Annotated in this window: 16 protein-coding genes and 1 pseudogene; 7 read left to right on the top strand and 10 right to left on the bottom strand. The window is 43.5% G+C overall.

Features of this window, described 5'->3' with window-relative positions:
- Positions 1 to 23 precede the first annotated feature (23 nt).
- The gene (locus ABD744_RS05800; protein ID WP_344796371.1) at positions 24 to 464 is read left to right on the top strand and encodes a YqaA family protein; all 441 of its coding nucleotides are present in this window, start codon (positions 24 to 26) and stop codon (positions 462 to 464) included.
- Here ABD744_RS05800 and ABD744_RS05805 read toward each other — a convergent pair.
- The 4 genes from ABD744_RS05805 to ABD744_RS05820 form a co-directional block, all read right to left on the bottom strand.
- On the bottom strand, positions 461 to 1,474 hold the full coding sequence (locus ABD744_RS05805) for an alpha/beta fold hydrolase (protein WP_344796373.1): 1,014 nt from the start codon (positions 1,472 to 1,474) through the stop codon (positions 461 to 463). The genes ABD744_RS05800 and ABD744_RS05805 overlap by 4 nt on opposite strands.
- Before the next feature lie 233 nt (positions 1,475 to 1,707).
- Positions 1,708 to 2,133 (bottom strand): SRPBCC family protein, encoded by a 426-nt coding sequence (locus tag ABD744_RS05810; protein WP_344796374.1) that lies wholly within the window; start codon positions 2,131 to 2,133, stop codon positions 1,708 to 1,710.
- Positions 2,134 to 2,290: 157 nt separating this feature from the next.
- A complete protein-coding gene (locus tag ABD744_RS05815) occupies positions 2,291 to 3,847 on the bottom strand; it encodes a hypothetical protein (protein WP_344796375.1) in 1,557 nt (518 codons plus the stop codon).
- Between the two features lie 17 nt (positions 3,848 to 3,864).
- Positions 3,865 to 6,426: a tetratricopeptide repeat protein gene (locus ABD744_RS05820; protein WP_344796376.1), complete on the bottom strand. Its 2,562-nt coding sequence runs from the start codon at positions 6,424 to 6,426 to the stop codon at positions 3,865 to 3,867.
- Between the two features lie 502 nt (positions 6,427 to 6,928).
- Here ABD744_RS05820 and ABD744_RS05825 point away from each other — a divergent pair.
- Positions 6,929 to 7,570 carry a hypothetical protein gene (locus tag ABD744_RS05825; RefSeq protein ID WP_344796378.1) on the top strand — a complete coding sequence of 214 codons (642 nt, stop codon included), beginning with the start codon at positions 6,929 to 6,931 and terminating at the stop codon, positions 7,568 to 7,570.
- A 32-nt stretch (positions 7,571 to 7,602) separates the two neighbouring features.
- Here ABD744_RS05825 and ABD744_RS05830 read toward each other — a convergent pair whose 3' ends face one another.
- Complete coding sequence (locus ABD744_RS05830) at positions 7,603 to 8,001, bottom strand: hypothetical protein (protein WP_344796380.1); 399 nt, start codon at positions 7,999 to 8,001, stop codon at positions 7,603 to 7,605.
- Between the two features lie 383 nt (positions 8,002 to 8,384).
- Between ABD744_RS05830 and ABD744_RS05835 the strand changes: the two genes are divergently transcribed.
- Positions 8,385 to 9,320, top strand: a complete 936-nt coding sequence (locus ABD744_RS05835; RefSeq protein ID WP_344796382.1) for a M14 family zinc carboxypeptidase — start codon at positions 8,385 to 8,387, stop codon at positions 9,318 to 9,320.
- A 30-nt stretch (positions 9,321 to 9,350) separates the two neighbouring features.
- Here ABD744_RS05835 and ABD744_RS05840 read toward each other — a convergent pair whose 3' ends face one another.
- Complete coding sequence (locus ABD744_RS05840; RefSeq protein WP_344796384.1) at positions 9,351 to 10,301, bottom strand: LysR family transcriptional regulator; 951 nt, start codon at positions 10,299 to 10,301, stop codon at positions 9,351 to 9,353.
- Between the two features lie 138 nt (positions 10,302 to 10,439).
- Here ABD744_RS05840 and ABD744_RS05845 point away from each other — a divergent pair, with 138 nt between their 5' ends.
- Both ABD744_RS05845 and ABD744_RS05850 read left to right on the top strand, forming a co-directional pair.
- Positions 10,440 to 11,693: an efflux RND transporter periplasmic adaptor subunit gene (locus tag ABD744_RS05845; protein ID WP_344796386.1), complete on the top strand. Its 1,254-nt coding sequence runs from the start codon at positions 10,440 to 10,442 to the stop codon at positions 11,691 to 11,693.
- Between the two features lie 8 nt (positions 11,694 to 11,701).
- Positions 11,702 to 14,847 (top strand): annotated as a pseudogene (locus ABD744_RS05850) (efflux RND transporter permease subunit).
- 64 nt (positions 14,848 to 14,911) lie between these two features.
- On the opposite strand, the gene ABD744_RS05855 reads toward ABD744_RS05850, so the two are convergent.
- Complete coding sequence (locus ABD744_RS05855) at positions 14,912 to 15,934, bottom strand: DUF3179 domain-containing protein (protein WP_344796388.1); 1,023 nt, start codon at positions 15,932 to 15,934, stop codon at positions 14,912 to 14,914.
- A gap of 243 nt (positions 15,935 to 16,177) precedes the next feature.
- Here ABD744_RS05855 and ABD744_RS05860 point away from each other — a divergent pair, with 243 nt between their 5' ends.
- Positions 16,178 to 18,385 (top strand): ATP-binding protein, encoded by a 2,208-nt coding sequence (locus ABD744_RS05860; RefSeq protein WP_344796390.1) that lies wholly within the window; start codon positions 16,178 to 16,180, stop codon positions 18,383 to 18,385.
- A 60-nt stretch (positions 18,386 to 18,445) separates the two neighbouring features.
- Here ABD744_RS05860 and ABD744_RS05865 read toward each other — a convergent pair whose 3' ends face one another.
- On the bottom strand, positions 18,446 to 19,594 hold the full coding sequence (locus ABD744_RS05865; protein WP_344796392.1) for an iron-containing alcohol dehydrogenase: 1,149 nt from the start codon (positions 19,592 to 19,594) through the stop codon (positions 18,446 to 18,448).
- Positions 19,595 to 19,760: 166 nt separating this feature from the next.
- Between ABD744_RS05865 and ABD744_RS05870 the strand changes: the two genes are divergently transcribed.
- Positions 19,761 to 20,657: an AraC family transcriptional regulator gene (locus tag ABD744_RS05870; RefSeq protein WP_344796394.1), complete on the top strand. Its 897-nt coding sequence runs from the start codon at positions 19,761 to 19,763 to the stop codon at positions 20,655 to 20,657.
- Position 20,658: 1 nt separating this feature from the next.
- Here the strand turns inward: ABD744_RS05870 and ABD744_RS05875 are convergent, their stop codons facing one another.
- Both ABD744_RS05875 and ABD744_RS05880 read right to left on the bottom strand, forming a co-directional pair.
- Entirely contained in the window at positions 20,659 to 21,408 is a 750-nt protein-coding gene (locus ABD744_RS05875; RefSeq protein ID WP_344796396.1) for a substrate-binding periplasmic protein, read from the bottom strand.
- A 74-nt stretch (positions 21,409 to 21,482) separates the two neighbouring features.
- The gene (locus ABD744_RS05880; RefSeq protein WP_344796398.1) at positions 21,483 to 23,108 is read right to left on the bottom strand and encodes a sensor histidine kinase; all 1,626 of its coding nucleotides are present in this window, start codon (positions 23,106 to 23,108) and stop codon (positions 21,483 to 21,485) included.
- Positions 23,109 to 23,228: the final 120 nt, after the last annotated feature.

A 23,228-nucleotide genomic window follows, 5' to 3' on the forward strand; every position in this document is an offset into this window, starting at 1 on the left:
CATTTTTGAGGTTAATGATTTAATTGGATTTCTTACTTTTATTCTTGTCTGCGTTTGGGGCGGCGACCATCTTGCCTTTTTATTCCGAAGTGGTACTGATCGGGCTGTTGGCAAATGATTCCGAAAATTGGTTTTATTATTGGTTGACGGCTTCTGTTGGCAATACGTTGGGTGCTTGGGTGAACTGGGCTATCGGGAAATACATGCTTCATTATAAGGAGCATAAATGGTTTCCTTTCAAGGGAAAAGCATTGAATACGGCTCAAAAGTGGTTTCAGAAGTACGGTGTTTGGTCGCTTCTAATGGCGTGGGCGCCGATTGGAGGGGATGCAATTACATTTATTGCCGGCATTATGAGGGTTAATCTGGGTATTTTCTTAACCCTCACTTTTATTGGTAAAGCGCTTAGATATCTTATCCTGGTAGCTGCAACGTTGGAGTTGGGCTTGTTGGATCTGCTTTAGCCATTTTTACTAAGAAAGTCTTTTACTATATCTGCTGTCAGGCTCGGGTTTTCAATCATGGGTGCATGGCCCATGTCTTTCATCATGACCGTAGTGGCAGTGGGAATGTTATCCTTCATTGCCCGCAAACCATCCGGGCTTAAGATTTTGTCCTGATCTCCCCAGATAACAAGAAGTGGGTTTGAGTGTTGCTTCAGGACTTCATTAATCGGATGCTTAAATACGATGGTATTGTCTTTCTCTTTATGAATTTCAAGCGCTATTTGTTCATTGCTGCTGTAGTGCTTCTGAAAATCGTTGGATAAGGCTCTGATTGCAAAGTCAGGAGTAAATGGCATGTTTACGAACACTTTGCTCAGTAACAGCCTGAACTCGCTTTCGTTTCTTGGTAGCACATAGGGCTGTTTACCTTCGAGAATCGCGTTGAACATTTCACTTGGTTCTGCACCTTGCACACCTAAGGGGTTTAGCAGCCAGGTGGTCTTGACTGATTCAGGATACAGTGCGCTGAAGTTTCCGGCGATGTATCCGCCCATTGAATTGCCTACGATGTGTACTTTATCGATAGCAAGGGCTTTAAGAAACTGTTGGAGGCGTTTTGCTTGTGGTACAGCATCGTAGCTGATGTTTTCAAGAATGGTAGACTCACCGAAGCCTGGGAGGTCTGGGGCTATGATCCGGTACTTGCCTTTAAACTCTTTGGCAAATCGAAGCCAGTTGTCCTTATTTGCTCCAAAACCGTGAATCATCAGTATTACTTCGCCTTGGCCGCCATCAAGGTATTGTATTGTGTGGTTTTCAATATTGATTTGTTTCTGGCTGAGGCCAGCGGCCTGACGTTCCAGGCCTGTAAAAAACTTTAATTTTTCTGTGTCACTTGTGGTTAACCAACCTGCAGCGAATAAAATGATCAGTGGCAGTAAAACCAGGCTTAGCTTCTTCATTGTATTTCCTTGAGTGGTGACAATCTCATCTTCTTCATTGTGCGTTTGAAAATCACCTGATGTCATTAAAATTTCATACAAAGGTATTGATTAAACATACAGTACTGTATATAAATACACTTATTAAATTAAATCATCGGAGTTTCAAAATGAGTGTATCTTTGTTGGGTGATGTTGTGTGTGTTAAGTATCCTTCTCAGTATGGTGAACTTGCTTGTTTTTATAAGCTGGTTGGTAACCAGTGGGTGAAGTATAAAAGACAGACGCATGTTCAATGATGCGTCTGGTCATGCGTTTTATTATCTGTTCAGTTTATCTAAACCTTTAGATATCTGTTTTTCCAGGGTATTTTTAAAAATCTTGCCGATCAAGGGGATTGGTAGCTTCATGTCAAAATCAATGGTGTAATTTAACTGGGTTGAATTGCCATTTTGCACGAATTTAAGTCGGCCGATATGGTTCTTAATTGGGCTGCCTTTTGTGATTTTATATTCAAAGTATTCTTCATTAATGAAGTCAGTGACTGTCTCTTCGAATGGTGGCAGTGGTGTGATGTTTATTTGTCTGATTGAGCCCAGACCGTTCAGGTGTTGATCCCCATCTTTAATTCTCTTGATATTAGTACCGATGAGTTTCCCAAAGTTTTCATGGTCAGTGACTGCGTTGAATACTTCTGCCAGTGGTTTACTGAATGTTTTATTTATATTGATGTGGTGTGATGGCATGTGTCGTTGCTCGTTTTATGTTTCAGTCAACGATGCCAAAATATGAGCGTAAGCTCAAGAAAATATTTAAGGAAATTCAGATGGTTATACTAAAGGCGCATTCATAGTCGGGGACTATCAATGCGCTTAGAGTTTGGTTGGTTTTTAGGCTCTTGGTTTAGAGCTCGATGGACTCAATTTCATATTCAAATCCAGCTGATTCCGTGTCGGATGCTGTATCTGCTGTTGGCTTTTCGGGCGCAGATTTTGCTGCGGAAGGAGCGGCGGGTTGAGCCGGGGCGCTTGCTGAACTGTTATTGGTTGTGGCTGCGACTTGTTGTGGTTCAGCAGGTGTTGGTTCTGACGCAGCCTGGGAGGAAGCCTTAGGTGAAGTATCTGTTTTGTTTTTGGCGGCGACTAAAGCGTTCTTTTCACGTTCCTGCTTTTGAGTTTCTTTCAGTTGCGAAAGCTCCTGCGACGTTTTTTCAAAGCTTAATTTGAGCTGATTATGCTGAGCAATCAGTGCATCCATTTGTTTCTTATGTTCTTCTTTCAGGCGCTTTTTCTCTTCTGCTGTTTTAAGCGCTTCTTGTTGCTGAAAGGCGGCCAGTTCTTCTTTATTCTTTTGTTCTGTTTCGAGTGCTTGTTTGCTTTGGTTCGCTTCCAGGGTTTTTTTCAACTCAGCTGCTTTGGCGTCAGCCATCTTTTGAGCTTGCTCTTGAATCTGAGCCTCATCTAAAGAAGACACTTCTTTTTGAAGTGAGCTTTTCAGATTTGTGACCAAATATGAGTATTTGCTGACCTGATCTTCAAACAGTAGCTCGGTGTGGTCTTCTTTTAAAACCGCAGGGAAAGCTCTGTCCATAGGTTGATGGTATTTCAACACGACTTTTTCTAAGCCTTTTTCACTGTTTTCATCAATCCATTTTACTTCTTTCAGGATATTCTGAGCTTTGGTCAGGGCTTTGATTGCGCTTTTTTGGTGGCTTTCAATGGTTTTCATGGCGCGAGGTGTTGCTGAAATCGTATTTGAAAGTTTCGTCAGTTGTTCTTGTGCCTGCTTATAAGTTGCAGGAATGGTTTCTTCCGGAAGCTTTTTTAAATCACTTTGAGGCTGGTTGTAGTACTTGTCCTTAATGACAGCTACTTCAAACGCTCTCAGGTCGTTAAGCACTTTAAGACGCTGGTCTTCTAAACCCTGAAACTGACCCGCAGTTTCTAAATCTTTGAACAGTCTTGTCACGTCATTTTGGCGTGATTTGTATTGCTTTTCGAACTTGGAGAGGTCAAGCGTTTCTATATATTGCTGATTATCAATGACGTCTTTTAAGTTGGTTTCGATCAGAAATTTGGTTTTTTCGGCACCTTGTACGTTTTTGTCAACCACGGCTGCTTGTTCTTTAATGTCGTCCAGATTGTAACCAGAGGCAAAAATTCCGCTTTTGTTTGGGTTGAACTCCTGATGCATCTTTTTGAGTTTTTGAAGCTCTGTTTTAGCTTTTGGGAAATATACTTGAGAAAACTTAGGTACATTGGCTTGTTCTGCTTTGGTAAAAGCGTCTGCAGATGCCTGCACAATGCTGTCTACAGTGCTTTGCGCCTGTTGTAGCTGCGCCTTTTCAGCAGCGCTCATAGCTGATACCGGTTTTGTTTGTTGGCTGCCGCAGCCTGTTGCTGCGATGCCAATGACGGTGGACAGGGCTATTGTTTTAAAAATTTGAGATTGGTTTTTCATAATAGTTCTGACTGCCCTTATTGTGCTGGAGTTTCTAACGACACGGTTTGCGTATTTTCACCAGTAAAAGCTGGTGAGATACCTATAGAGTTTTCATTGATTGGCGTGCTTCTGAGTGAAGCGACGGCCTGGTCAATATCGAAGCTTGGTAATTGAATTGTGGGTTGGCTGATAAACGCTAAGGTATTTGCTTTTTTTGCAGCCACAATTTCACTGTCACTCAATTGGTGCGACTTATTAGAAAAATTCAGATAGTCCTTGTTTGCACCGTATTTTGCGACCATGTCCGGGCTGAAACCCATATAGCTTTGTATGGCTTTGTTGGCAGCAATGATTTCTTTGCTGTTTTTTTGCTCTCTAGGGGCAGATTGAATGCATTGGGAATAAGCGTCCGTGGCTGCATGTGTTAACTTTTTATTATTAAGGACTTCGCCTTGATAGCAGAAACGCTTCCAGCGGTGATCCTCAAGGAAGATCGCAATTTGTGCGCGAGTATGTTTAAACGCAGAGCGCTCTTTCTTTTCAATGATGGCGTCAATCTCCGGAACTTTGGTTTCTCCGTTTTTGAGGCCATTAACGTCTTCACGCTCAACGCCTTTTAAGATTTTTCCAGATTTATTGACTGAAAGACGAATAGGCTCAAGCTTAAATGTCTTTTTATTGCGACGATCATAGGCGATTAAGTCTGCGACCAGTTCACCTTTTACCTGAACGGTGTATTCTTCGTAACGGTAACGAGAGATTTCTTTCTTCTCGATGCGCTTTGGCGTACGGTTGTATTCATCTCGAGCGTCATTCAAACCGGATAACTCACTGGAGAGGGCGTTGGTGCCAAAACGGCAAGCTGCGCCAGCGGCTATATCACCAAACGGCCCAAGTGCAGCGGCTGCTTGTGATGCTTCTCGCTTACAGATTCGGTACAGTTCTTCCGCTGCAACTTTCGCATCTTCATAGGCTTCTTTTGCATCTTCTAAGCGATCTTTTGCTCTATCCCAAGCATCGTTGTGGATCTTGTAGCGTTTAGATACATATTTTGACGATTTACGTTTTGGTTTGTCTCTGCCTGTTTCTTTGAAGTTGTACTTCTTCAGGTCAAGCATGAATACAACTTCCGAATGGTCGTAAGGAATGCTGGATGAGAAAACGTTTGAAGGGCTTAAGCCCTTACCCTGGTTGGGTAAATCAAGCAGGTCGGAAGCGGTTACGTTCTGGATGTCCATCTTCGGAATTGAGTCGTATATTTCACCGTCTAACCATTCACTGAACTGCTTTTGTTGATTGGCCTTTTTACCTTGAGTGGTAAAAAGAACGGGCATGTTCAATTTATGATGGGTAATTTGGTTTGCACGTGAAGCCATTTGCTTGTAAGGCATTGCTGCTTTTTCTGAAAAACCGTAGGCATTAGCAAGCAGGGCTGAAATGTTCGAGGAATAGGCAAATGAGTTTTGTTGATTCAATACCATGGCTCTTGCCGTTAAATCATTCGCTACTTGATGCTGAAGTGAAGAAATCGCTAAATCTACTTGTCGGGTTAGGCTCGCACTTGGTTGAGCAATGGGTTTAAGCCTGTGGTATATCTCAAATGCAGTTGCTTTGTCTGGCATTGACGCACTTTGAGTGTATTTTTTAGCGTTTGCAATGCCTCGGTTTACGACTTGTGTCCGAACATTATCTATGTGCTTACCGTAGAACTTGCTTTTGCCGTGTTGTTTTTGAATTTCATTTAATGTTTCGAAGGCATCTTCGAACTTTTTATTGATGATCTGTTGTTTCGCTGTTACAGCAAGGATGCCTGCAGTGGCTTGTGCTGAACTTTCGCTGATTTCTTTTGCGGCTTTAAAATCTTTGTGCGCTAAAGCGAACTTATCTTTTGAAACATAATAGAGGCCTCGTGCCTCATAAAAGTTAATGGCGGTTTTCTCGATGGCTTTTTTGGTTTTCTCCGCTTTTGCCATATAAGGCGCATATTTATCAAAAGGCTTATAGGCTTCGTAGGCTTTAACAGGACCGTCTGGCTTTTTAGTCATTAACGCAATGGCTGACTTTAACCCTTTAATCACGGCTTGTTGGTTGTTTTCTTCTTCCAGCAACGCTTCCGCAACGTAGGCTTTATGCTTCATAAGTGTTTTTTCGTAAAGCTTTATCTTGGCGGAGTATTCCATTTCATCGGTATTCGGGGGCAATAAGAGCTGGCCAGGTCGGGAACTGGGTGTTTTGACGTCTGGGCTGACAGGTTCCAGCGCCTTTACTGCCGCTAACGTGTTGCGTGCTTTGTTATTTGCTTCACGTGCTTGCTGGTAGAGTTCTATTTTTTTATCAATGTCTTCGGCTGGACGATTTTGGGCATCTTCATACTGCGAGACTGCTTTGTACGCATACGCTTTGATCAAACCTTGTTTGATGTGGGCGTTATCGGGTTTTTCCTGATCTGCTCTCAGGTAGGCAGAAATTGCACGGTCATATTGTTTAGACGTGAAGTGAGTTTCACCTTCGTCAAAGGTTTTAGGTAGCAGTAACTTACATCCTGATATTAATATTGCTATTAATACGCAGGCGAAAAGGTTGCGTGCAAAGTTCAAGGCGCAATTCTCCTGGTTAGTATGTCTCTGTCTCGCGTTATGTTTTTTTAGTGTGCGAGTTTAAGCATTAATTTCTGACTGAATCCGTTGATAGATTATCTATCAATACTATTAAATATTCTAACAGTTGGCTTATTTTTTGAACAGTGTGGTGCTGTTTTTTAAACGTTCACTTTTGTTAAGTGAATCTCCGAGAGTGCACACCATTAGTGCAGATTAGGCGCATATCAAGGTATTTTGTTAAGTGAAGTAGTCGGATAGGCCAGTATTTTTAATACTTGATAACTTGGTTACGTTTTATCACCTAATTAACTAAGAAATGTGCAAGTGCTTCTGGTATCTTTCTTTGCCTGTTTATCGGTCTGAGTGTCATCAATGTTGGTGCTATGGAACGATATTAAGTATGCATTAACCGCAATTTATCAATAATTTGATCTAGGCTGGTTCGGGCGGTTGGCTGCTTGATCAGTTTTGTTGTATTTCAAGAGGGTGCGGAGTCTCTATGTCTAAGTTTTTACCTGCATTATTTGCAATTGCTGTTTCGGGTTGTACAACCTTGCCTTCGGGTGACCTTGAAAACCGTATTTCGGATTACACTTATCCCAAACTGTCCCATAAAACCTTGGTGTCGGTCGGAGACCCACTTGTCGAGGCAGGAAATATTTCTGAAAGCACGGTGTTGGTTGTTCGACAACCGTTGGATGGATTTTTGTATGATATTCCGGCAAATAGTTATCCGCTGACCGGCAGTGATGATACTCAGAACCTGTTTAGTGCCAAAGGTGTTGGCAGCAGTGTGTTTACAGCGGATGCCCATGCATTAGCCTTATCTAAAGAGGCGGGTTCGCCTTTGTGTGTGGTGGACATACTTGGCGGCTGCACCTGTTATCACGGTAGGTTTGAAGCGAAATCTGTAATTACAGAGGAGGGCGTAGGTTCTCAAAAATCTTTGATATATCAAGGTAAAGAAGGCGATAAAATTCAAGTGCAGTACCTGGAGCAAATTCAGGGCAGTCCAGTTGTAGAAAATCTACTTACGTTTGATTTGTCTGGTTCAAATATCATTGGTTATCAAAACGTTAAAATTGAAGTCTTATCGACAGACAGTGATTCTATGGAATATAAATTACTGCAAGGTTTTTAGGCTTTTATCCGTTCGATTATCTGACTCATCATTCAGCCCTTAGTGTCTTTCAGGCTTGTTACTTTTCTGCCATGTATGAAAGAGTAATACCTTATTGAACTAGGGGCGTGGGATATGACTCCGGAGATGGTGATTATTAAAATTAACCAAATCAGCGCGTACTCTGGCAGCACATACAAGGCGAAGAGTAACCCCATTTTCAGATAAATCACGAATCCTCTCACCTGGACAAACCAGATAAAATTGGACATGGCTTCTAATGCCAGCAGTCCCAAACCGGAAACAATCGTTATCAGCCAAAACTCGGGTTGAGGCACCTCATTCAAAGCAGTAGCAAAGACACCTGCAAATCCAATTAAATGCAGTGTTCTGAGGCCGATTTTTAACCAACGTTTACCCGTAAAGTCCGGAATAAGGGCTTTTTTCATCATGTTTTTCAATAGTCATTTAGCTTGTTGCATGGCGGCCGATAGTAATTGCTTTGCGATGTTAAGGTAAGAGTTCAGAGTAAACTTTAAGAGAAATAGCTGGCTTTTATTGATGAGTATCAAGCGCTAAAGGGGTTTGTTCCGAGGAGGGTTGTATTTCGGTATTTAATGATCAGTAATTCCAAGTGTGGCTATGATGGCTTTTGTGTGATTATATTTCTTTTTGGTGGTGAACTGTTACCTTCCGTTGGGTTAGGATTGATTTGCTGATTGAGCTCTATAAAGTATCGCAATGGATGCTTTGGATCTCATTTTCGAGCGCTGATTTATTAATAGCGTAAGTTTAATGGGCTTTATTTTAATAGAATTATGAGTTTGCTGGTTAGATGATTAAGAAGACTATTGGTTCTCGTTTACGCTTACTGCAAGTGCCTGTTTTGTTTATTTTTATGTGTTCTTCGTGGGGGGCTTTTGCTCAGGACGATGCCATCAATCGTTTGTGTCAACAAGTCGGAAATAAGCTAGGCAGCGTTAGTATTGAGCAGTGCCTTAACCTCAACCTAATCGATACTCAGGGGCGCTCTAATCTAAAAAGAGCATTAGCAGTTAAGGACTATTCGCCGGTTGATGGTGTGATGCCTCTAGGGAAGGTTTTGATTATGGGAGGGATTCACGGGGATGAATACTCGTCTGTTTCTTTGGTGTTTAAGTGGATGGAAACCTTAAATAAACACCACTCCGGTTTATTTCATTGGCGAGTTGTTCCGTTGATGAACCCTGATGGGTTATTAAATATCCCGAAAGCCACGCGACAAAATGCCAATGGTGTCGATTTAAATCGTAATTTTCCTACCTCAGATTGGTTGGACTTGGCCGAAAAGTATTGGGTCAAAAAAACGTATCGTAATCCACGACGTTTCCCTGGGCACTTTGCAGCCAGTGAACCAGAAACCAAGTGGTTTTTAAATCAGATCAATACGTTTCAACCGGAAGTGATCATTGCTGTTCATGCACCGCATAAGTTGGTTGATTTTGATGGCCCTCAACAACCGCCGGTAAAATTGGGTAAATTGAGATTGCGTCGGTTAGGCACTTACCCGGGCAGTTTAGGAAATTACGGCGGAACAACCCTGGAGATGCCTGTTGTTACCGTTGAGTTGGCGTCAGCGGGTATCATGCCGACAGATAAAGAAATCCGTGGGATGTGGCGCGATTTGGTTCGGTGGTTAAGGGCAGAAGTGCCCAAACGACGCCAGGCAATGCTGGAGAAACAGAGCACCGTGATCACCGAATCTGAAAATGGGCAGAATAACGTCGAGTAACGATGCAATTCGAGTTGCTTTGATCGTGGTTTATCGAGTGCTGTTTTTACAGATTCGTTGCTTTAATTCTTCAAAGTGTCGTTCGGCATTTGATTTGATCAGACAATTAACGTGCTTCCTGAGCCAGAGCAGACCCTGATCTCTTTCTTGGCGTTTATGCCAAAAACTGGAAACGTGGTTTGGTAATATTTTGATCGGAGGCTCAACTACGGCTAACTCGCCGCTGAAAATGGCTTTTTCTACCGCAGTAGAAGGCACAATAGCAATTAAATTACTTTCTCTTAAAAGCTCGGTCACGGCTGAAAAGTGATTAACCGTCATTGAGATTCGTCTGGATAAACCCTGTTGAGCTAACATCTTGTCGGTCAGGCCTGTTGGATCACCGGACAAAGAAACCAGTAGGTGTTCTGCATTTACAAACTCGTCCAGTGTCATGTTGGCTTTGGCCAGAGGGTGATCCGGGCGCATTACGCAGATGAAGCACGGGCTGTATAAATGTTCGCTTAATATCACGTTATCTGTGTTTAAGTTTCCTCCGACAACCATATCCACTTCGGCATCATGCAAAACTTCCTCTGCGTTGATAATGGTGTACGGCACAGCATGAATATTAATGTTGGGTGCGTCTTTCTCGATGATTTTTCTTAAGGGGCGCCAAATGGTTTCAATAATGACATCGGCAGCCGCGATTCGGAAGGTCCTGTGCGCGTTTGATGGATCAAACTTTTGGGTGTCGACAGCTTCTTCCAGTAAGTGTAGAGGCCCTTTGATCTGCGACCATAAGTTTTGGGCGTAGAGCGTTGGTTGAATATTTCGGCCATCTTTCACAAAAAGCTCGTCGTCCCAGGCGGCTCTCATTCGAGATAAAGCATTAGATACCGCTGGTTGTGTCAATGCTAACCGGTCAGCAGCTCGGGTAATTGAACTCTCTGTCATAATTGCATCAAATATGACCAGTAAATTCAGTTCTTGGTGTTTCATCGTTTTGTTTCTTAAATCTCGAGATAGTTCGATAATAATACATCATTTTTTTTGATGTGTTTTATATAAAAATATAATTATTTTTATTTCTTTGGCGGACGCATAATGCACTCAATAAAAAATTATAGGGGGATTGTTATGTCTTTAATCAAAAATTTGAAAGTTGGCCTGCTTTTCAGCAGTGTTGGTTTTCTTGCTGCTTGTGCAGAAGAAACTGCACAAACTGCGCCGCAGCCACCACAAGCACCAGTGGTGTCTGTTGCTCCGGTGATCTATGAACGATTGACCGAATGGGATGAATTTACTGGCCGCTTGGAGTCTCCGGAAAGTGTGGAGTTGCGTCCAAGGGTTTCGGGCTATATTGAATCGGTTGCGTTTAAAGAAGGCTCGATTGTTCAGGCTGGTAAGCCGTTGTTTTATATCGACAGTAAACCGTTTGAAGCTGAAATCAAGCGTCTTGAAGCAGATATGATTGGTGCTCAGAGTCAATTAAAGTTAGCAGAGATTAACTACAACCGTGCACGTACTCTGACCTCTAAAAATACACTTTCTAAAGAGACTCGGGATAATCGCTTCTCGGAAATGGAGCAAGCGAAAGCTAACGTACAATCTTTGTCAGCGGCATTAGATTTAGCAAAACTGAACCTGAGTTATACCCAAGTGGTGGCGCCGATTACCGGGCGGGTTTCTCGTGCGGAAATTACAACGGGTAACTATGTTACCGCAGGTCAGTCTGTGTTGACGTCGATCGTATCGATCAATCCGATTTATGCGTATTTTGATGCGGATGAGCAAACCTATCTTAAATACGTCAAATTAGCCAAACAGGGCACTCGCCCAAGTTCTCGTGATGTTAAGAATCCGGTTTATATGGCGTTGGCGAATGAGCAAGGCTATAGCCATGAAGGGTATATTGATTTCGTTGATAACCAAGTAAACCCGGCGACAGGCACTATTCGCGGTCGTGCTGTTTTCAATAACCACGAAGGTACTTTCATTCCTGGCTTGTTTGCACGTATTAAGCTGGTAGGCAGTGCTACTTATGCAGGCATTCTGGTGGATGACAAGGCCATTGGTACGGACCTGAACCGTAAGTTTGTTTTGGTTCTGGATGAAAAGAACAATGTTCAATACCGCGAAGTAACTCTTGGTGAAAAGCTCAATGGGCTACGGATTATTAAATCCGGTTTGACATCTGACGACCGGATTGTTGTGAAAGGTCTTCAGCGAGTGCGTCCAGGCTCTGCGGTCAGTCCTGAGTTTGTCAGTATGGCAGATTCAAAGACCATCAGTGAATTGCATGCGTTACAACAAAGGGTGGACAGCAACATGAGTACTACCTTTACGGAACAACAAGCTTATTTACCCTCTGAAGAAGTTAATGCGCTGTAGGTGATTTTTTGAATATTTCTCAGTTTTTCATTTTAAGACCCATTTTTGCCGCAGTAATATCATTAATGATATTTATTGCGGGTGCATTGGCGGTATGGAAGTTACCGATTACTGAATACCCTGAAGTATCACCTCCGACAGTGGTGGTGACTGCTTCCTACCCAGGGGCTAACCCGAAAGTTATTGCGGAAACAGTGGCGTCGCCGCTTGAGCAGGAAATTAATGGCGTAGAAGACATGTTGTATATGTCTTCTCAGGCCACGTCGGACGGTGCCATGTCCTTGACGGTCACGTTTGCGATTGGTACTGATCCCGATAAAGCACAGGTATTGGTGCAAAATCGTGTGGATCGGGCCGTTCCTCGTTTACCGCAGGAAGTACAACGTTTAGGGGTTGTGACCAAGAAATCATCTCCGAATCTGACGATGGTTGTGCATCTGACTTCGCCAGGTGACCGTTATGACATGTTGTACTTGTCTAACTTCGCCAACCTGAATGTCAAGGATGAGCTGGTCCGAATTGAAGGGGTGGGCAATATTAATATTTTTGGTGCCGGCGAATACAGCATGCGGGTTTGGCTTGATCCCGAAAAAGTGGCGGCACTTAACCTGAACCCAGGTGAAATTGTTAATGCCATTCAGGAGCAAAACCAACAAGCGGCGGCTGGATCTTTAGGCTCTCAGCCTTCTGGCAGCAATGACTTTCAGTTGTTGATCAATGTTAAAGGTCGTTTGGCGAACGAAGAAGAGTTTGGCGATATCATCATTAAGGTGGGTGAGAATGGCGAGATCGCACGTCTTAAAGATGTTGCTCGCCTGGAGTTGGGTGCTAACTCATATTCTTTACGCTCTCTGTTGAATAACCAGGAAGCGGTGGCTTTGGGGGTGTTTCAGGCGTCCGGTTCGAATGCAATTCAGATTTCAGACGACGTTCGATCCACCATGGCAGCGTTGAAGCAGAATTTTCCTGAAGGCGTGGATTACAGCATTGTTTATGACCCAACCATTTTTGTGCGGGATTCTATTAAAGCTGTGATCAATACGTTATTCGAAGCCATGTTGTTGGTTGTGTTTGTGGTAGTGCTGTTTTTACAAAACTGGCGCGCTTCTATCATTCCTTTGGTTGCTGTTCCTATTTCTTTGGTGGGTACTTTTGCAATCATGCACTTGATGGGTTTTTCATTAAATGCACTGTCTTTGTTTGGCTTGGTTCTCGCCATCGGAATCGTGGTGGATGATGCCATTGTGGTGGTTGAAAATGTAGAAAGAAACATCAGCGAAGGTTTAACGCCAGTTGAAGCGACCAAGCAGGCTATGAGGGAAGTGACCGGGCCGATTATCGCGACGACTCTGGTATTGGCGGCGGTATTTATTCCTACCGCATTTATGTCCGGGCTAACTGGCCAGTTTTATAAACAATTTGCGTTAACCATTACCATATCAACGTTTATTTCTGCCATTAACTCGCTGACTTTGAGTCCGGCGCTTTCCGCCTTGTTGTTGAAAGGAGAAGATGCGCCTAAGGATAAACTGACCCGTTTAATTGATGTGATTTTTGGGCGTTGGTTGTTCAAACCGTTTAATCGCCTGTTCGACTGGGGTGCTAAAAGTTACACGGTTGGCATTCATAAGCTGATCCGGCTAAGCGCGGTAGTACTGGTGTTGTATGGCGGCTTGATGGGCTTAACGTATCATCAGTTCAGCTCTACACCTACTGGGTACGTTCCAGGCCAAGACAAAATGTATTTGATCTCTTTTGCTCAATTACCGGATGCAGCGTCTTTGGACAGAACTGAGAAAGTGATCAGAAAAATGTCTGATATGGCCATGAATCATCCCGGTGTTGATTCGGCTGTTGCCTTTCCGGGATTGAGCATTAACGGTTTCACGAACAGCCCGAACAGCGGCATTGTTTTTGTGACTTTAAAACCCTTTGAAGAAAGGACCTCTTCAGATTTAACAGCGCGCAGTATTGCAGGGCAATTAAATCAGAAGTTCTCAACCATTCAGGAGTCCTTTATTGCGATTTTCCCACCTCCGCCGGTTCGTGGTCTGGGCACCATTGGTGGCTTCAGGTTGCAGATTGAAGATCGCGGTAATTTGGGGTACGAAGAGTTGTATAACGTCACGCAAGAGGTGATACAGAAAGCTTGGGCGGCCCCTGAACTGACGGGTAACTTTACCAGTTTTCAAATCAATGTGCCTCAACTGGACGTGGATCTGGATCGAACCAAGGCGAAGAGTCAGGGCGTTCGAGTGGATGATGCATTCCAGACCATGCAGGGCTACTTGGGTTCTATTTACGTCAATGACTTCAATCTGTTTGGCCGGACTTACCAGGTTAACATTCAGGCAGACGATGAATATCGTCAGGAGCCTGATCAGATTAACCAGCTCAAAGTGCGTAACCAGAATGGTGACATGATTCCGTTGGGGTCGTTCATTGATGTTAAACACAGTGCCGGGCCAGATCGGGTAATGCACTACAACGGCTTTACTACCGCTGAAATGAACGGCAATGCGGCACCGGGTTACAGTTCCGGTCAGGCGAAGATCGCGATCGAGAAAATTCTGGCGGAAACGCTGCCCATTGGTATGAGCTATGAGTGGACGGACCTGACTTATCAGCAAATACTGGCAGGTAATGCATCTTTGTTTGTTTTTCCGTTAGTGGTTGTTTTGGTCTTTTTGGTATTAGCTGCTCAGTATGAAAGTCTTAGCTTACCCTTAGCCATTATTCTGATTGTACCAATGACGTTGTTATCTGCGATGACGGGTGTGATTTTGTACGGGGGGACAACAACATATTCACGCAGATTGGCTTTATTGTTCTGGTCGGCTTGGCCACCAAGAACGCCATTTTAATTGTGGAATTTGCTAAGGAGTTGGAAGATAAAGGGATGGGGTTGATTGATGCCATCAAGGAAGCAGGGCGTTTGAGGCTCAGACCGATTTTGATGACGTCGTTTGCCTTCATTATGGGCGTTGTGCCAATGGTTTTTTCTTCTGGCGCGGGTGCAGAAATGAGGCAGGCCATTGGTGTGGCCGTTTTCTCTGGAATGATTGGCGTGACGTTTTTTGGTTTGGTTCTGACACCGGTGTTTTATTACATCATGAGAAGAAACAAAGCCAAAGCAGCAGAAGTCACATCCTAGGGAGCTTCTGGTTTTACTGAAAAAGATCAACCCTTATTGGGTTGGTCTTTTTTTTTGCGCGCTTTTACCTTGGTGTTGCAACGGCTTTGAACACCTGCGATTCCGGATGAAATGTCATCCAGGCGAACCAAAATGCGGTAATGGCAGGCACGGGTTTTCCATCACTGTCATACACTTTTGCGCTGTTTGCTGATGAGTTGTATTCGATAAGAAAGGTCTGGTTTGAAATAATGTCTGTGAGTTTGCCGGATGTCTTCGCCAGCTCAGGGAAGGGGTATACTTTTTTTTCTGAGCCGACCTCAATGCCTATGACCCAGGTTTTAGGGTGATAACGTTTGTCTGTGTGTGAAACCGGAAAATAGGTACGATCGCTCTGATGGTAATTGGGGTAAGGGCTGGATTGGTAATTACGCCAATAACCTGTGTCTTCTGATAAGACTAACGTGGTTGGGTGCTGCGCTTTCCAAACGCCCCAATGCGTGTGCTCTAAAGGTATTCGTTTCAGTAAAGCGCCTTTTTCCGGACCGTTGATGGCTTTCCCTTCAATCTGAGACCAGAGGGATTCAGACTCTCGGTCATACATGAGTAAGTCGCTGTTGTAGAGCAGCCCCGAAACTCCAAATGTGCGAATACTTCCTTTTACCTGGCGGTCAAACGCAATTCCGGTACCGCAAAGTGGGCAAAAACTGACCGCAACTGACTGATCTTCAAAAACATCATTCACTAGCTCGTGAAAATTAAGAATATTGATCGGGTAGGCTTTGCTGACGCCGTTGAGTGTAATGCCAAGTACCTTGTCATGGGGCTGAAGTTGCGTTTTATTTGCAGAGATGAATTTGGGGGTGTCAATTGAAGGTATTCCGTCTCTGGGCGGGCCGCCTCGCATGATTTCTTCGGTGGGTACAAGTGGATCAACAATGGTAAATCCGTTCATTTCCATCATTGAATAAACTGCATTTTTGGCCAGAGGAAAGAGCAGTAGGATAAGTATTGGGTAGATGAACCATCGGCTCGAAACGAGGCCGAGCGTTCTTCTGAATAATTCAGCTGGATTCCCACGACGTCGGCCACTTTTATGATTATTCACAATAAGTTTCTCCCTCGTTGGTTGATATTTGGACAGTCCTTGGCGTTCTAAGTTCGTAAAATATGTAAACTGTGACTATTTTTTTACGTTCGCCAATTTATAATGTCCGTTCGTCAGAATCGCACATGAGATATGGCGAACAATACTTTGATCTATTGATATTAGTAACTTATCCTTTATTCTTGCCGGTTATTAAAATCCTTACTTTTCAGTTGCTTGTTGTTTAAATACTAAGGTGGACTTTTGAAGGTTCGAGCACATCGTTTTATTGGAGCCATGCTCATCTACGCTTTGGGCGTAGTCAGTATTGCTGTGGCCAGCTATTTACTCGAACAAAAACGTTATATGGACGACATCGATTCTCGATTGTTGGCCGCCGCCAGTAATATCCCGACCATATTGCCCACCAATTTTCACGACATCGCCAGAACCCCCGATGCTATTTCTGAAGAGCAGGACAGGTATAACCTCGAACTGATGTCACAACATACCCGAAGCGGTGACCTGACGTATTTGTACAGTTACGTCATGGTTGATGGCATGATCTATTTCACCTCCTGTAACTATACTGATGAAGATGTGGAAAAAAATCAGGTGGTTACTTACTGGACTTCTTATCCTGAAGGTTCCCCGGAATACTTTGATGCTATGACGGCCAAAGAACCTGTCTATGTGACTGCAGGAGATCGTTGGGGTTTGTTCAGGACAATTCTTATTCCGATGACGTCACCTGGCGGCCAGCCTTATGTTGCTGCTGCAGATATGGATATTACGGTGATACAGGAGTCGTTGCGCCGCCGCGTATTGCATGTGTTTGGCATTGGACTGATTTTACTGTTACTGGCGGTTCCGCTAGTACTGGCTTACCGCCGAACCTATTTCGAAATGAGCGGCCGGTTACTGACACTGAACCAGCAGCTTCAGGATGACATTAATCAGGCGATGAAGTTGGAGGCCGAATTAAAGGATGCTACAGATAAGGCGAACAAAGCCAATCTGGTTAAAAGCCAATTTTTAGCGAATATGAGTCACGAGCTACGCACTCCTATTAATGGTGTGTTGGGGATGAACCAGTTGTTACTCGATATGGATTTGTCCGCTGAGCAACGAGAGTATGCTCGTCTGACCAATCAAAGTGCCAAAGTGCTGTTGGATACTGTGAATCAGATTCTCGATCAAGCGGCATTAGAAGGTGGCGGACTTATTCTTAAAACGGAGTCCACTTTGACGGTTCCGTTCTTCGAAGACGTACTTCAGATGTTTTCTTCGCAGATCTCGGATAAAAAACTGGATCTCACCTTACATGTGGCGCATGAGGTGCCTGCCCAGATTGAAATTGATGCCGTTCGCTTAAGGCAGGTGCTTTCAAATCTTATTTCAAATGCGATTAAATTTACTTACGAAGGCGGTGTTCAAGTATTCCTGACGTGGCAAAACGGTACATTGGCAGGGGAAGTGAAGGACACAGGTATTGGTATTCCTACCGACGCGCAACAACGAGTCTTTGAAACGTTTCAGCAGGTGGATAATTCTTCGACCCGACATTACTGCGGAACGGGCTTAGGACTGCCAATTTCCAAGCAAATTTGCAGTGTTATGGGCGGAGACTTGCAGTTAGCCCACTCAAATCAAAATGGTTCAACGTTTGTTTTCTCCATTCAGGCTCCGTCTTGCTCTGATGAACCTGAAAAGCCAGTTGAGTTAACGGGGTGTTCAAACGTATTGGTTGTTACGCCCGAATCTGCGATGGTTGCTTGGTTTGAACACGAATTATCGGTTTCAGAAATAACACTTCAGGTGAAGAACACTTTAGCCTCGGCCTTGCCGAAACTGAGGGAGGCGGATGTTATTTTTGTGGATTCGAGTATGGGCGATAACGTACTTGAAGCGATGAGTGACTCTTTTAACCCAAGTAAACAAAGGTTGATATGTCTGGCTTGGTTGGGACAAAAGTTGCCTGATAATGTCTATGGCCGTGTTGAAATTTTGAGTAAGCCTTTGACTCGATCCGGTATGGCCCAGTTTTACTCTCAGGACTCAGCTCAAAGTCAGCAGCTGGATGTGTCTCTATCAGGCCGAATTTTATTGGTGGACGATAATATGTCTAACCTAAAGGCCATCGGAGACCAACTCAGAAGTACCGGTCTGGACGTCGAGCTGGTAGACAACGGGAAAGAAGCGATTGCACGTTGTGCTCATGATCAATTCGATTTGGTGTTAATGGATTTGCAAATGCCGGGGATGGACGGTCTCGAAGCCACACGCTTAATTCATGAGATTTTGAGTGATGAAGCGCCACCCATTGTAGGCATTTCTGCTCGGGTTATGGAAGAAGATATTATGCTGGCCAAGAAGGAAGGAATGGCAGACTACTTATGTAAGCCGGTTACGAAAGATGTACTTCTTGGAAAGGTCGCAGAGTTTCTTAAAGAACCTTCTCTCAACCCTTAGCATAGTTTGAACTATACCAAGGGGGAGGTTTGTATTCAGATTAAGCTCTACTGAAGTCAGTTAAGCGACGGCCAATTCCAGAATCTCTCTGCTTTCTTTCAGTGTGATGGCCTGATGCTCGCCCAGCTTGAGCATTTTGTGTGCTTCAAGTTGTTTGATGATGCTATCGATCGCTTGCGCTTTATCCGATCCATGTTCTGTTAGTTGTGTTGCAACATCCAAACTATGATAAAACGCTTCGATGGCCGAAATGGTTTGTTCTGCAAGCTCGTCACTGTTCTCCAGTCCGAAAACATTTCTACCCATTTGCTCAAGCTTTTCTCGCTTGACGCTGATTTGGTTGCGAAGCAACGAAGGCTGAATAATTGCTAACGAGCGACCATGGTCAACACCATAAAGGGCGGTGAGTTCATGACCGATCATGTGAGTTGCCCAATCTTGAGGTACACCTGAACCAATTAAACCGTTTAACGCCTGATTGGCTGACCACATTAGGTTTTCACGCCATTGATCGTTATCACGATCGTTGAATTGGTTGGCCAGTTTGATTAAAGACTTCAGCAGGGTTTCAGCGTACCCATCCTGTATCATGGCGTTGGTTGGGTAAGTTAAATATTGTTCACAAGTGTGAACCCAAGCATCAACAATACCATTTACCAGTTGCTTTTCAGGCAGGGTCTTCATAGCGTCCGGGTCCAGTACGGCAAATTTGGGATGAACCGCTGGTGAGAAGAAGGGCAGTTTGTCTTGCGTCTCTGCCCGAGTAATTACAGCCCCGGAATTAGATTCAGAGCCCGTCGCTGGCAGAGTTAAGATTGCACCCAAAGGAATGGCCGATTTTACTGAGTGTTTGCCTAAAAGAATATCCCAACCATCGCCTTCATAGCACGCAGCCGCCGCAACGTACTTGGAGCCGTCAATTACTGAACCGCCACCTACTGCTAATATGTATTCAACGTTTTCGTTTTTAGCGATTTTCACCGCTTTATCCAGTGTTTCCATTGTTGGGTTTGGCTCCACGCCAGAAAACTCCAGCCAAGTGTGATTGGCTAATGCAGAAATCACTTGCTCATAGACGCCATTTTTTTTGATGGAGCCTCCACCGTAAATAATCAGTACTTTCTGATCTTCCGGTATGTTTTTAGTGATACTGGATATTTGACCTTGACCAAAATGAATTTGGGTTGGGTTTGTGTAGGTGAATTTCATGTTAATGCCTCATCACAGAAATAACGGTTCTAAGTGTTTTTAATATGGTTGCATATTAGTATTGCAGGTTGGTGGAATAAAGGTGTATTTGAAGAAAATAATTGCCTATTAGTGTAATAATATATATTTTGTCGAGATTAGAGTGTAGCCCGGCAGGAATGAGCGTATGGGAAGTTTGGCCGAATTAATGCAGTCTTATGTGGATCTGAAATCCTTGAATGATTTTGACGGTGTCACTTCGACCTCTATTCGAGGCGTGCATTTTTATCGAGACAGTCAAGGAAATACTCGACAACCCCTGGTCTATCAGTCGGGGATTATCGCGATAGGGCAAGGGTATAAACGGATATACCTGGGTGATCAAAGCGTTCGTTATGGTGCCGGTGATTATGTGGTGGTGGGGGTTCCAATGCCTTTGGAGTGTGAAGCTTTTCCTGAGGATGGTTTGCCGATTATGGGTATATCCATCAATGTTGCTCCTAAAACACTGCACAATTTGGTCAATCAGTTAGCGGATCAGCCATTACATCAGGAAAATGAGTATTCCAAAAGTCAGGCTGCGCTCAATCTTGGTTTGAAGTCAGAATGTGTGAACGAAGCTTTGGATGAATGCTTTAAGCGACTGCTGCTTGTACTGCATGATGAGGTTGATTCTAAAGTTCTGGGTGCTTCTATTGTAGAAGAAATTATTTACCGTGTTTTGATGGGGAAGCATGGGCATGTGTTGTTTGATTTGGCTAAACATGACGGGCATTACGCGAGAATCGCGAAAGTACTGGATCGACTTCATGCGGATTACGCAAATCAGATCACAGTAGAGAGTCTGGCTGAGCAAGCAAATATGAGCTTATCCGGGTTTCATCGTGCTTTTCGTCAGGTAACGACGGAAACGCCATTGCAGTACCTGAAAAAGGTCAGACTGAATAAAGCCAAGGAGTTGATCGTATCGGAAGGCAAGCGAGCGAGTGACGCCGCAATTTTAGTTGGGTATACCAGCCCTTCTCAGTTTAGTCGTGAGTTTAAACGGCACTTTAATGCGACACCAAAGTCGCTGGCAGGTTGATTTAATCAATCAGGCCGTATTTAACTTTTAAGCGTTGAAACTGTTCGGATTGTTTAAATTCTTTCAGTGCTTTTGCAAATTGCTGAGCCAGTGCCGAACGGTTTTTAGGAATAGAAAAGGCGATATAATTGTTAAACTCGCTTATGTAAGGCTTGACCAAACTTATGCCGTCCATTTTTCCTGCTTTCTTGAACGCCCTATATTCATCGAGAGAAAATACTCCGAGGTCAATGCGTTTGGCTCTCAGTGTATCCAACATCTGAGGGATTGAAACAATTTCAATCTTGTTCAGGCGTTTTGTCTGATCAAACTCATTACCATAAAAATAACCTAACTGAACGCCAATGATATAGTTTGAAATGCTGTTCATTGAGCCATCGAAATGAATGTACTTTAGTCGTGGTGTAAGACATATAAAGGTGCTTGCCGTTTTGGATAAGATGTTATCTTCGAGAAAAATAGCAAACTTCTCTCGTTCTTTGGTTTTTGAAATATAGGTAATGGCGTCAGCTTTACCTTGTTGCATCAAAAGAGAAGCGCGTTTCCATGGGTAACTTTCAATGCGGAATTCAGCACCAAGCTTGCTTGCTACATTGTTTATTATTTCAATATGAAAGCCCCTAATTTCACCGTCTTCGATGAACTCATGCGGTGGGTAATTTTCATTACCCCGAACCACTATGAACTCTTCTGCCAGACAGGCGTGTTGGCCGGATAATATAACCAACAGTAAACTGATTAGGTGTCTCATTGTATGCCTTCTCTGGCTTATCTTTAAAAAACCGCTGCACAATTTATGGCCAAGCGTCATTACACTGTTTCTCATTAATAGTGTTTGGTTTGTTTATCTCTAAGCGTTTTTGGCAACGTAAGCTTGAAACAGGCGCCTTGGTACTTGGACTCAAGACACTCTATGGTGCCACCTAAGGCCTGTGTCACAATGTTGTAAGTAATATTAAGGCCTAAACCAAGTTCGCCTTTGTTCCGCCGAGTGGTATAAAAAGGCTCGAAAATTCGTTGCCTTTCTGACTCATTAATCCCGACGCCGTTGTCGGAAACAAGAATAGAAACGGATGCATCTTCTGGATTTTGGCTCACTTCGATGTAAATGCTTCCTGGTTGGTCATCACTGAATGCGTGAGTCTCTGCATTTTCGACTAAGGCTTGCAGGGCTTTATGTAATGACATAAAGAACGTTTCTATTTCGATTTTTTTGTCGCAAAGGATATGCAATGTCAGAGATTTTCTCAGGTATGAATCGGACCAATGCCGGAACTCTTTCATAAACTCGTGAAGGTTGACGAGCGATAAGGTTTCACACTCTTCATGCACGGATAATTTTTTGAACGTCGTTACTAAGCCGGTAATTCGGTCAATATTATTTTCACACATGACCGATAATGATGTGATGTTTTCAAGTGCGTCGCTAAAACCTTGTTTACTGAGATGGTTATTTTCTGCATCGGCCTTGATGTTGGTTACGAAATCGCTGATGGCACTGATCGATGTTTTACAAACGCCTAGGGGAGTATTTAATTCATGAGCCAAACCTATGACCATACCGCCGGTTGCGAGCATCTTCTCCCGGATAATTAACTGTTTTTGCGTTTCTTTTAATTGCTCAACCATTGCGTTGACGTTGTTCAGTGCAGTAGAAAGTTCTTGATTTGTTTTTGATAGTTCATGTGTTCTTTTGTCTACTTTATGCTCAAGTTTGGCATTCATGTCGGCTAAAAGGGCTCTTTCATTTTGAAGTTCTTCTTCAATTTTTTCTTTGTGTTTTAGCTCGGTAGCCAGATTGTGTCGCATATGATTGATTGCGTCGGTGACAACTTGCAATTCATCGTTTTGTCGTTCTCTGGACAGTTCCAGAGTGATTTGAAGCGAATCAAAAGAAAGGTTGTTAGCAAAATGGGCGAGTTTGTTTAAATGCCGGGTGATCATTCGGTGGACAATGGCAAGAATAAATAAGGAAACGATAAAGGTTTTTATAAATTGAGTGAAAAGAATGTTGACGGCTTTTGCGATGATACGGTCATAAAGATAGCCGTAATTGACTTCTAAATAGAGGGTGCCAATGACCTTACTTTTGTGAAGTATTTCGTATTCTTTAAGCTCAGAGTAAGGGCTGGCGTTGGGCGTTCCCATTTCCTTTCTTTCTCCGCCGATCAATACAATGTAAGCGTAATCATTTTCGGGATAATTCAGAAGACCTTCGAGTTTGAGTTCAACCTTTGGCCAATCAAACTCCCACAAATCGAGACTCAATTGCTTGAGGTAGACATTTTTGATTCTTTCCTGGTGGTCTTCGAAAACCGACAAGTCTCTTTTGTAGTCGAGAAATAGAATAATAACGGTTGTAAATAGGGTCACAAGGGTACTGATGGCGACTATCGTGATGAGTAATCGACGACCGAGCTGGGATGGAAAAGCATCTTTTAGATTTAGCAAGCCACAGAGCCTCTAGTCAGGATCTATAGGTATTGTTCGTAAACAAGTGTTCAATAAGCATAGAAGAAATACAGAGACCGGCTTTTTATTTAGAGGGGGAACATAGTATCCGGTCAGGCC

The organism is Litoribacillus peritrichatus (genome assembly GCF_039537985.1).
GTDB lineage: Bacteria > Pseudomonadota > Gammaproteobacteria > Pseudomonadales > Litoribrevibacteraceae > Litoribacillus > Litoribacillus peritrichatus.